Genomic DNA, 9,980 nt, shown 5'->3' with positions numbered 1-9,980 from the left:
CCCGAACTCCGAGAGGTCCGCGCCGACGCAGAAGACCCGCTCGCCCGCGCCGCGCAGGACGACCGCGCGCACGTCCGGGGCGTCGCGCACGGCGGAGAGAGCCGCCCACATGCCGTCCCGCATCGCCATATTGTAGGCGTTCAGCTTGTCGGGACGGTTAAGAGTAATTGTGGCGACGGTGTTTGTTATGTCCAGTTGGATGACGTCAGACATTGTAGTTCACTATGCCGCAAATAGGCGGGATACCTCATCTCCTGACCCCTTCTCCTGCGGGAGAAGGGGAAAAACGTAACGGGGGACACCCCCGTCGCCCCCGATGGGCCGAAGGGCGGCCCTGCACCATCCCTCGTTGAACGCAGCATGGGTTCGAAACTGTTCAAAAATAACCTACGGTTTCGCACCGCTTGCTACTCAGGGATTCCCTACCTCCGGCTGTTCCGACTCCTGACCTAGTTTCGCCCACAACTCAACAAATCTAGAGGTGAGACGTCTTGCTTCGTTAGGACCGAACTGGTATGCCCGCAAGCCGCCACTCTTGGCAGGAGTAGCCCCATCCAACTTGGATACAGCAGCAACGTAACGTTCCAGAGCGGACTGCAGTCCCGGGAAATCCTTTGTACTGGCCGGATCGTATCCAAGGGCTATATCCTTCAAGTTATTCCAGCCTCCGCGGCCCGGCGGGTAAACCCAAGCTACCGACAGCATACGACGGGGATCGGCTGATTGTAGCCTGATTGATACGCCGAGCGAACCCCAGTAAAGTTGCAGGCCCAGCCCTTCGCATGCGTCTAGCAGGTCGCCTATTGTCTTTCGATATGATTCATCTGTCAGACTGGTCAAGAACTGTCCTCTGGTGATCCTCTGCGTATTCCCAACTGGAGGATTCGGCTTCCAGACCGTTCGTGATTCAAACGCAGACATGGCATCACCTTTGAAGCAAACGACTTCAATTGCGTAAAAACGTGCCGTCCTCATTGCGTCGTTCAGGTATCGGATAGTCTTCAAGACGGCTTCGGTATAGCTCTGAGCAGCAATGACATAGTGGAAGCTTCCGCTAGCCAGTTGGCGCTCGATGTTAGAGCGAACCTTATCCCACTGTGGTTGTGCATCTGCATCCTTGGGTGTGGGCCATTTCGCATCTACAGCTTCCCTTAGAGTTGCCTTCCGTTGCAGGGCGGTATCTTTGCACTCATTGCTCCTGAAGTACTTTACCGCTACCGATGTCTCGAAGTCCTCATAGGACAGGCGCCATAACTGAGCACCGTAGTCCAGAAGTTGCGCCACAACGCTACGGAAATCCGTATTCTGTGGTCCCGTCTTGAACTCGACAACAAGGATTTCTCCGTCGCGAGTGAGAGCAACAAGGTCAATAGCCCCGGACACCACTGTCGTCTCTTTGCCCACAACTAACAGCGGGCCTTGCATTCCAAATTCCTCTACGGGCAAAAGGTCTGGGTTATTTTGAACGAGGTCGTGAAGTTGCTGTTCGCTGTCGGCTAGTGTCTCCACAAGGTCTTCGGGTTTAGGTTGTCCTTCACGTTGCACTACCATCTTTCTCGGCATCTCATTCTCCTTCGCGACGGCAGATTCGGCCTGATGTGGTGCAACGCATCTTTCGCTCTGGCGCGAACTTGCGGTTCCCAACACCCTTGCAGTGGGTAAAGCCTCGCTTTGACCCGCTGGCACTCCGAGGCGTTCCGACGAAGGACGAGGAATCTCCTCGATGGAGTCCGTTAGCAAGGCAGACCTACCGTCCCTCGAACTTCGGCGTGCGCTTCTCGAAGAAGGCGCGAATGCCCTCCGCGCGGTCGCGGGTGGTCTGCAGCAGCGTGGAGAGGTCCGCCTCCAGACGCAGCCCCTGATCCAGCGTCATGTCCAGCCCGTGCAGCACTGTCTCCTTCAGATAGCGCGTCGCGAAGGGCGCGTAGCCCGCCAAGCGCTCGGCCACGGCGTGCGCCGCATCCGCGAGGCTTTTGGCCGGGACAACCTGCGTCACCAGCCCGACGCGCAGCGCGTCCCGTGCCGTGAGGGTCTGCCCTCCGAGCAGCAGCCCCTGGGCGGCGCTCTGCCCCACAACGCGCGGAAGCCGCTGCGTGCCCCCGTCCCACGGCACGACGCCCCGCTCGACTTGCGGCATGGCGAAGCGCGCACCCGACGCCGCGATGCGAATGTCGCACGCGAGGGCCAGCTCCAGCCCCTGGCCGAGGGCGTCGCCCTGAATGGCCGCGACCACGGGCCGGTCCAGCGACGCGATGGACGACGCGACGGACAGCCGCGCCATGATGGCCTCCGCCCGCGCGGGCGACCGCGCCTTCAGCAGCCGCTTCTCTTCCGCGGGATCGGCGCCCACGCAGAAGCAACGACCCTGAGCGGTGAGCAGGACGGCCCGCACGGCGTCATCCTCATACAGGCGGCGGCAGGCGTCCCGCATCTCCTCGGCCATGACTGCGTTCACGGCGTTGCCGGCGCGCGGCCGCGCCAGCGCGATGGTGGCCACGTGGCCGTCCCGGCGCACGTCCAGCGTCTCGTAGGTCATGGACAGGTGTGTCTCCTGAGCGGAGCTTGCGGCCCGACAGCCGTCTCATCATAGGGCCGTCCGTTGGGAGCGTCAAGGCGCGCCGAGGGGTGCCACTATTGGCCGTAATGCTTGCTCCGATAGCATTGCGTCATGCGCTTACTTTAGTGCTTGACGCGACGACCTTTTCCGCACTATACATGTAATCGCGGAGCGCATCCGCACGACGATACGTCTTGTCCTGCTCCGCACGTGTCCGTGGAATTGCCGGACGTGGGGCGAGGATGAGGTGAACGAAGGAGGTACGCGATGCAAGACGGACGGTCCCGTTTCGGACTGGCGGAACTGGTGACGCTGGCGGGCTTCCTGGTCGTGGCGGTCATTGTGGGGGTGGCGCTGTCGAGGGGATGGCTCGTCGCCATCATACCAGGGATTACGTATGTGCTCGCCGTGGCGGCCGCATATCTGGTGTACCGGCGCTCCCGGACCGCAGCCGCGCCAGCCGCGCAGCCTCAGGCAACGGCCCTGCGGCAGGCGCCGACGAGCGCGATCCTTCGCCCCAGTGGCGTGGCCGTGCAGGCCGCTCCCCTCGCGTTCCGCGTGGTGGACACCCGCGGAGTCTGCCCTCTGGGCTACAAGAAGGGCGCTGTCGTCACGATGACGTCCGGAGGGAGCGCGCACCCGCCCCTGTGCGCGGCGGCGGAGGCAGTCCTGCGCATGGCCGCGAAAGAGGACCCGACGAAGGCGTCCGACTGGTGCTGCCCGGTGTACGAGCACCTCCTCGTGTTCCGTCGGGAGGCGCAGGCCGCCTAGACGGGGCCCTACGGCTCGCGCGCCACGGTCAGCCCCCACACGTGCGCCGCGCCCGCCGCCAGAAGCGCCTCCGCGCAGGCGGAGAGGGTCGCGCCGGTGGTGCAGACATCGTCCACCAGCAGCGCGCGCCTGCCTCGGACCACCTCGCGGGCCGAGAAGGCCCCCGTCACGTTGCGTCGCCGCTCGACGGCGCTGGGCGCCCTGGCCTGAGCGGGCGTGTCCCGCACGCGGGCAAGGGCTTCGGGCTGCACGGACAGGCCTGTCTCTTTCCACAGAGCACGGGCCAGCAACTCCGCCTGATTGTAGCCGCGCTCCCGCAGGCGGCGCGGGTGCAACGGCACGGGCACGACAATGTCCAGCTCGACGCCCCAGGCCTGGAGATAGCGGGCCATCTCTACGCCCAGCGGGGAGGCCACGACGCGCATGTTATGGTACTTGAGCGCCCGGACGGCGGCCTGGACGGGGCCTGCGTACACGAAAACGGAGCGCAACCCGCTGCCCGCGACCGGCGACTCGGCGCAACGGCCGCACAGCGGGCCGCCGGCGATGGGCTGGCCGCAGAGGTCGCACCGCGGCTCCGGCACGGGCGTCGCGAGGGTGAGGCAAACAGCGCAGAGGAAGGAGCCACCGCGCCCGCACGCCACGCAGCGGGGAGGGAAGAGCAGGTCCAGCGCCGCCGACGCCAGAGCACGAGGCCATGCGGCGTGACGGGTCTGCGCTTCCAACGGGGATGTCCTCATTTCCCTGCCTCCGCGTCCGCGGGGATGCGCGTGCGCGCGGCGTCTCCCAGCAGCGCCCCATCATACGGGGGTCGGCTGGACGATGCAAGGCGGCGGCAGTTGCGGGAGCGCGTGGTGTCGCGTAGAATCAGAATTCGTAGGCGCTCCGTCGCGGGCGCTCGGACGCCCCTGGACTTTTGGCAGAGAGTGTGGCAATGGCGCAACTGAACGTTCACGGCAAGAACATGGAGCTGACCCCGCGCATCCAGGACTACATTGAGAAGAAGGTCCGCAGGCTGGACCGCCACCTGCCCAGCATCAGCACCATCGAAGTAGAGGTCACCCAGGAGGACACCAAGTCCCAAGTCAACCGGTACATCGTCCAGGTCACGCTCAACATCAACGGCAGGATTCTGCGCGGCCAGGAGCGGGCCAGCACCGCCTTCGTCGCCGTGGACACAGTCGTGGACACCGTGGAGCGCCGCCTTGAGCGATTCAAGGGCAAGCACTACCTGAGCGAGCAGCGCCCCCCGCCCGGGCTGAGCAAGCCCGCGCCAGCGGCGGCGACCGAGCGGGCCGCGCCCCTCTTCGCCCGCGTCAAGCGGTTTGTCATGAAGCCCATGCCGCCCGAGGAGGCCGTGGAGCAGATGGACCTGCTCGGCCACGACTTCTTCATGTTCCATAACTCCGAGTCGAACCAATTCAACGTCGTCTATCGCCGCGCGGACGGCACCTACGGGTTGATCGAGCCAGAGGTGAAATAGCCCGCCAGCCAGCGACTTCGGCCAGCGGGCGGGACAGCGCCACCGCAGACGGTCTAAGCGCAACGAAAGGGGGCAGAATGCCAACCAAGAGACAAGTCAGGTACATGGGCAACTCAGGGTTTGAAATCGTCTCCCGGGCGGGTACCCGCGTCATCATTGACCCCTATATCACAGGGAACATCACCAGCACCATCAAGGTGGAAGAGCTGACCCCTCCAGATCTCGTCCTGGTCACGCACGGCGCCCGCGACCACATGGGCGACACCCTGGAAATCTGCAAGCGCAGCAAGTGCACCGTCATCTCCGAGCCCGCCGTCATCCAGCACCTGCGCAACAACGGCATCTCCAGCGAGCGCCTGAAAACCGCCGTGTGGGGCTTCGTGCATGAGTTCAAGGACGTGCACGTGCGCGTGGTCCAGAGCCAGCACCTCTCCCGCTTCCAGTCCGGCAATGAGCTGCTCATGGGCATGTCCGTAGGCTTTATCTTCAGCACGGGCAACGACCCGGCCTTCTACCATCCCGGCGACACGTCCATCTTCTCGGACATCCGCCTCTTCGGCGAGCTGTACCATCCGCAGATCGGCCTCATCCCGGTGGGGAACGCCACGCCGCACTCCGGCACGGAGCTGTGGCCGCGGGAGGCCGCCATGGTGTGCAAGTGGATGCACCTGAAGGCCGCGGTGCCGACCCACTTCTGCACGCCGGACAAGCCCCGCGAGTTCAAGAAGTGGATGAAGGAAGAGTCACCGGAGACCAAGGTCATCGTCATGAAGTCCGGGGATGTAGCGAACCTGTAGCCGCCGCAGTGATGTGTAGAGAGGCCCGAACAGCGTGCTGTTCGGGCCTCTCCGTGTTCCGTGATGTATGCGGCGGATGCCAGGAGGCTACGCCCGCGCCGCCATCTTTGGCAGGTTACTCGATAAGATGCGTAGCGTCTCGTCCGTGGTCTTCACCATGCCGCTGTAGTGGCGGAACGTTTTCATCGTCGCCTCGTGGACGTCCGGCGAGTGCGCGGCGCAGGCGTCGTCCACCAGGATGGTGAAGAATCCCCTGTCCACGGCGGCGCGCACGGTAGACTCCACGCAGCCGTTGGTGACGACACCGGTGGCGACAAGGTACTCCACACCCATGTTATTGAGGACCGTGTCCAGGTTGCTACCGCTGAACGCGCCGCTGGTGTTCTTGTTCACCACCAGCTCTCCGGGAAGGGGCTTGACCTCCTCCAGGATTTGGTGCTCAAAGCTACCGAACAGGGGAAGGGCCGCCGACTTCGTGCCGGAAACCCTGCTACGGAAGGCATCCTTCCACTTGTACACCCGGGTCATGTCGCTACCGTCCTCCGCCCACCGACCTATGGTGAGGTGGACGACACGCAACTTGTTGTCCCGAAAGAACCTGAGAAAACGCTGGATACTCGGGATCGTCGTCTTCTTCAGGCGGTCGAAGTAATAGGCGCCAGCCCCGGGACGACATGCCTCAATGGCCTTGCCCAGGCCGTAGTCAGGGTGCGCGTCGCAGTACTGCATGTCTATGATGAGGAGCGCCGTCTTTGCGAGTTCCGGCTCGAACTCCATGGGTGGGAAGGGCCACCCCACCTTCGTCATGTCCATAACCACCTTCCTCCAGACTTGTTTGCTACTGACTGAGCCAGACGTTGTCGAAGCGGTTGGCCGCGTAGTCCGTCACAGCCAGCACAACCCCGTGCACCTCCGGCCAGTACGCGGTGAAGACGTCCGGCCAGACAAGAGGCAGAGCGTGAGCCTGGTCCAGAGAATGGCGAGAGATATCCTTGATCAGCTCGCGCCTCTTGGCGTCGTTGGTTTCCTGGGCCTGCTTCAGCCAGAGGTCTTTCAGCTTTTCGTCAACCTCGTTGCCGGTGAAGTCCAGCGTCCCGCCGGGAATGAAGTAGCGTCCCTGCCAGATGGGGTCAGCCACAAGGATGGCAGGCGTAAACAGCATCGTCTGGAAGTCCCCGTTCCCGCCGCGGGAGAAGAAGACACCATCCTCCAGCACTTCAACCTTCGCCCTGACGCCAATAGTCTGGAGCTGTCCGGTGACGAACGTGGAGGCCGTCTGATTGAGCGTGTTCGTCCGGGAGAGGATAGAGAGGTCGAAGCCGTTGGCGTATCCGGCGTCCGCCAGGAGCTTCTTCGCCTGCTCGCGCTCCGCATTCTTGCTTGTGGAATATCCCGGGATCTGTCTGAGCTCCTGGTCCGTGAGACCCCATCCCTCCAGAATGTTGAAGTATTCGCCCAGCTTGCCACTCCCCTGGGCAATCACCTTGATGGCGGCGTCCCGGTCTATCGCCAGACTCACGGCCCTGCGGACACGCTGGTCGCTAAACGGGGACTTGCGGCTGTTCATGAACAGCCAAGGGCCTGGCGTGGAGCGCACGGGGATGAACGTCACCGTGGGTGCGTCCTTCTTGATGGTCTCAACATCCGCGGGGCTGAACGCCTCGAATATCTTGCCTGTCATGTTGACCTGATGCGTTCGGACGGCCGCGAGACGCGTCGCCGAGTCCTGGATGAGGACGAACGTGATGCCGTCCAGGTACGGGCGGCCCTTCACCCAATAGTCCGGGTTCTTCACCAGTTCCACACCAATGCCGGGCGTGTAGCTCTTGAGTTTGAACGGGCCGGTGCCCACCATCGTCTTCTTCATGTCGCCGTTCTGCTCGACAACGTGCTTCGGGTAGATGGGTGCGTAGTCAATGGCGAGGCCCGCCATAAAGGACGAGAAGGCGTACTTGAGCTTCACTCGGACGGTGGAGTCATCCACGCGCTCAATGGAATCGGTAGCCGGCCCCAGAAGAAACGCGAGCTGACTGCGAACCCCCTTCGGAGGCCGGATGAGCCTCTCCAGAGTAATCGTCGCATCGTCCGCCGTCAGCGGCCGCCCATCGTGGAAGACGGGGCCCCTGCGGATTTTGAACGTATATGTTTTGCCGTCCGGACTGACGTCCCAGCTTTCGGCTATATCCGGGACTATTTTCTTACCTTCCGTCCCATCATACTGGACGAGCAGGTTGTACGCGGGGGCAGTGTACACGTGGGCATTCACATCCTGATGTGGGTCCAGGCTGGCCGGGTCTATGGCCTGAATGAGTTTAAGCGTCCCGCCGTATTTTGGCTGGGCAGCCGCCGGGCTGGCGACAGGCGCAGGCGCCTTCGTCGCGGCGGGAGCGGGCTGCCCAGCCGCCGGGGCGGCAGGCGCAGGCGCTGCGGTGGGTGCGCACGCGGCGGCGACGGTGGCAAGAGCAACGACGATTGCCATGGCGCGGGCAGACACAAAAGAAGCAACACCAGTTCTCACGATTGCACCTCCTTTACGACGAACTAATTGTACATCCACTCAAGGTCATGTCAACAGCACGCATAATCTGTATCCGGAGACGACAAACGTCGGATACGCGTCCCTACCCGGCCTGCGCGGTCCCGTTGGCCTCCATGCGCAGCAAGCCGGAGCTGTCATCGTAGGAGAAAAGCTCGGCGTAGCGTCCCCAGTTGACCGCCGTATCAAGCTGCCGTCCCGCCTCCCGCGAGGGGAACTGGAGATCCAGCGCCTTCGCTATCACGTCCGACTCAAGCTGGGTCCTGGGCGCGGCCCGCAACAGCATGAGCACAACAGGGAGAGCGCCGCTTCACGGCCCGGATCTTCCGGCGCCCGGCTTCCTGCGCCGACGCTCACGCCGCAGCTCCAGGCTGCGCCCCACGTGCACCATCAGGATGAACAAGGGCAGTATGCCGGAGTAGAGGACGACGGGAAGCGACAGCGCGGGGACTATCTGCTCAGGGATGGGCAATGGTCCCGCCAAATAGCGGAGCAGGTACAGCACCGGCTGGGGTGCAAAGACGGCCAGCGCAGCGTAGGTGCCACGGCGGAACAGCAGGAAAATGAGGATGGCGAGCGGGAACAGAATGACGGTGAGCGCCTGGTACCAGGAGAAGGCGAAGAAGACGCCCATGCCCGTGGCCGCGCCGCGTCCGCCGCGGAAACCCAAGAAGACCGGCCAGTTGTGTCCCACCACGGCCAGCACGCCCGCCAGCATGGCCCCGACATCGCCGCCGGCGAGCGCCCGGGCCAGCAGCACCGCCGCCACGCCCTTGCCGATGTCGGCGAAGGCGACGATGGCCGCCGCCAGCTTGCCCACTTGCCGCAGTGTGTTGCCCGCGCCGACGTTCGTGTCGCCGAGCTTGCGGATGTCGACGCCGTACATGCGGCCCACCAGATATGCGGTGGGGATTGACCCCAGGAGGTACGCCGCCAGGGCCGCCAGCGCAATTTGCAGCATAGGGGCTGAGCCTTCGCCTCCCCGCCCGGGAGACTCCCTTACGCCCTGGCTTTCTGCGCCTTCGCGAAGACCGGCGTGCACCAGCTTGCGTACTTAGGCACCTTGCCCCGGATGATGTCGAAGTAGAGGCTGTGCAGCTTCTGTGTGACGGGGCCGATGCCGCCCGCGCCGATGGGCCGGTGATCAATGGTCGAGACGGGCGTCAGGTGCGCCGCGGTGCCGGTGAGGAAACACTCGTCGGCGGTGTACAGCTCGGCCCGACCAATGGAGCGCTCCTCCGTCTCGATGCCCAACTCCTGCCTGGCCAGCGTCATGACCGTCTCCCGCGTGATGCCCATTAGGATGCAGTCGGAGGCCGGCGGCGTCACCAGCTTGCCGTTCACAACCAGGAAAATGTTCTCTCCGCTGCCCTCGGAGACGTGGCCGCCCATGGTGAGCATGATGGCCTCGTCGAAACCGTTGTCCTGGGCCTCGGTCTTGGCGAGGGCGCTGTTCACGTAGGTGCCGGTGATCTTGGCGCGGGCCGGGATCATCGTGTCCTCCGGCCGCCGCCAGGACGACACGCAGCAGTTGATGCCGCGCGTCGTGTCCAAATAGGCGCCGAAGGGAGTGACGAACACCAGGAAGTCGTCCTCCAGGTTGTGCAGCCGCACGCCCACGTACTCCTGGCTCTTGTAGGCCAGAGGCCGGACGTACACGTCCTCCTGGAACGCTGACTTGGCGACGATGTCCACGGTGATGCGCGACAGCTCTTCCACCGAGTTCGCCAGCTTGATCTTCAGGATGCGGCAGCTCCGGTGCAGCCGCGCGTAGTGGTCAGGGACCCGGAAGAGGTACATCTGGCCATCCTCCGCGTTCCAGTTGCCGCGGATGCC

General features: G+C 63.9%; 12 protein-coding genes. 3 read left to right on the top strand and 9 right to left on the bottom strand.

Annotated elements, in window-relative coordinates; genetic code table 11:
• The 3 genes from Q7T26_09165 to Q7T26_09155 form a co-directional block, all read right to left on the bottom strand.
• Window positions 1–213, bottom strand: a 213-nt coding sequence (locus tag Q7T26_09165; protein MDO8532316.1) for an enoyl-CoA hydratase/isomerase family protein, incomplete at its 3' end; no start/stop codon positions are given.
• A 198-nt stretch (window positions 214–411) separates the two neighbouring features.
• Window positions 412–1,563 carry a PD-(D/E)XK nuclease family protein gene (locus tag Q7T26_09160; GenBank protein ID MDO8532315.1) on the bottom strand — a complete coding sequence of 384 codons (1,152 nt, stop codon included), beginning with the start codon at window positions 1,561–1,563 and terminating at the stop codon, window positions 412–414.
• A gap of 184 nt (window positions 1,564–1,747) precedes the next feature.
• Entirely contained in the window at window positions 1,748–2,536 is a 789-nt protein-coding gene (locus Q7T26_09155) for an enoyl-CoA hydratase/isomerase family protein (GenBank protein MDO8532314.1), read from the bottom strand.
• 288 nt (window positions 2,537–2,824) lie between these two features.
• Here Q7T26_09155 and Q7T26_09150 point away from each other — a divergent pair, with 288 nt between their 5' ends.
• The gene (locus tag Q7T26_09150; protein MDO8532313.1) at window positions 2,825–3,328 is read left to right on the top strand and encodes a hypothetical protein; all 504 of its coding nucleotides are present in this window, start codon (window positions 2,825–2,827) and stop codon (window positions 3,326–3,328) included.
• Between the two features lie 8 nt (window positions 3,329–3,336).
• On the opposite strand, the gene Q7T26_09145 is transcribed toward Q7T26_09150, so the two are convergent.
• Window positions 3,337–4,068 carry a ComF family protein gene (locus Q7T26_09145; protein MDO8532312.1) on the bottom strand — a complete coding sequence of 244 codons (732 nt, stop codon included), beginning with the start codon at window positions 4,066–4,068 and terminating at the stop codon, window positions 3,337–3,339.
• 194 nt (window positions 4,069–4,262) lie between these two features.
• Between Q7T26_09145 and raiA the strand changes: the two genes are divergently transcribed.
• Together raiA and Q7T26_09135 are read left to right on the top strand one after the other, a co-directional pair.
• Window positions 4,263–4,811, top strand: coding sequence for a ribosome-associated translation inhibitor RaiA (gene raiA, locus Q7T26_09140; protein ID MDO8532311.1), 549 nt, complete (start codon window positions 4,263–4,265; stop codon window positions 4,809–4,811).
• Window positions 4,812–4,888: 77 nt separating this feature from the next.
• Complete coding sequence (locus tag Q7T26_09135; GenBank protein ID MDO8532310.1) at window positions 4,889–5,608, top strand: metal-dependent hydrolase; 720 nt, start codon at window positions 4,889–4,891, stop codon at window positions 5,606–5,608.
• A gap of 87 nt (window positions 5,609–5,695) precedes the next feature.
• On the opposite strand, the gene Q7T26_09130 is transcribed toward Q7T26_09135, so the two are convergent.
• From Q7T26_09130 to Q7T26_09110, 5 genes are all read right to left on the bottom strand, one after another.
• Window positions 5,696–6,421 carry an isochorismatase family cysteine hydrolase gene (locus Q7T26_09130; protein ID MDO8532309.1) on the bottom strand — a complete coding sequence of 242 codons (726 nt, stop codon included), beginning with the start codon at window positions 6,419–6,421 and terminating at the stop codon, window positions 5,696–5,698.
• Window positions 6,422–6,446: 25 nt separating this feature from the next.
• Entirely contained in the window at window positions 6,447–8,126 is a 1,680-nt protein-coding gene (locus Q7T26_09125; protein ID MDO8532308.1) for an ABC transporter substrate-binding protein, read from the bottom strand.
• 103 nt (window positions 8,127–8,229) lie between these two features.
• Window positions 8,230–8,430: an AAA-associated domain-containing protein gene (locus tag Q7T26_09120; protein ID MDO8532307.1), complete on the bottom strand. Its 201-nt coding sequence runs from the start codon at window positions 8,428–8,430 to the stop codon at window positions 8,230–8,232.
• Between the two features lie 24 nt (window positions 8,431–8,454).
• Window positions 8,455–9,105 carry a glycerol-3-phosphate acyltransferase gene (locus Q7T26_09115; protein MDO8532306.1) on the bottom strand — a complete coding sequence of 217 codons (651 nt, stop codon included), beginning with the start codon at window positions 9,103–9,105 and terminating at the stop codon, window positions 8,455–8,457.
• 38 nt (window positions 9,106–9,143) lie between these two features.
• Window positions 9,144–9,980: branched-chain amino acid transaminase (locus tag Q7T26_09110; protein ID MDO8532305.1), on the bottom strand; the 837-nt coding region annotated here is incomplete at its 5' end.

The sequence above is a fragment of the Dehalococcoidia bacterium genome, assembly GCA_030648205.1.
GTDB lineage: Bacteria > Chloroflexota > Dehalococcoidia > JAUSIH01 > JAUSIH01 > JAUSIH01.
This window is presented reverse-complemented; position numbering and strand designations above follow the sequence as displayed.

Excerpts from the sequence above, each read along its gene's own strand:
- Q7T26_09160 (MDO8532315.1), bottom strand. The coding sequence starts at position 1,563 with ATGCCGAGAAAGATGGTAGTGCAACGTGAAGGACAACCTAAACCCGAA.
- Q7T26_09155 (MDO8532314.1), bottom strand. The coding sequence starts at position 2,536 with ATGACCTACGAGACGCTGGACGTGCGCCGGGACGGCCACGTGGCCACC.
- Q7T26_09150 (MDO8532313.1), top strand. The coding sequence starts at position 2,825 with ATGCAAGACGGACGGTCCCGTTTCGGACTGGCGGAACTGGTGACGCTG.
- Q7T26_09145 (MDO8532312.1), bottom strand. The coding sequence starts at position 4,068 with ATGAGGACATCCCCGTTGGAAGCGCAGACCCGTCACGCCGCATGGCCT.
- raiA (MDO8532311.1), top strand. The coding sequence starts at position 4,263 with ATGGCGCAACTGAACGTTCACGGCAAGAACATGGAGCTGACCCCGCGC.
- Q7T26_09135 (MDO8532310.1), top strand. The coding sequence starts at position 4,889 with ATGCCAACCAAGAGACAAGTCAGGTACATGGGCAACTCAGGGTTTGAA.
- Q7T26_09130 (MDO8532309.1), bottom strand. The coding sequence starts at position 6,421 with ATGGACATGACGAAGGTGGGGTGGCCCTTCCCACCCATGGAGTTCGAG.
- Q7T26_09120 (MDO8532307.1), bottom strand. The coding sequence starts at position 8,430 with ATGCTGTTGCGGGCCGCGCCCAGGACCCAGCTTGAGTCGGACGTGATA.
- Q7T26_09115 (MDO8532306.1), bottom strand. The coding sequence starts at position 9,105 with ATGCTGCAAATTGCGCTGGCGGCCCTGGCGGCGTACCTCCTGGGGTCA.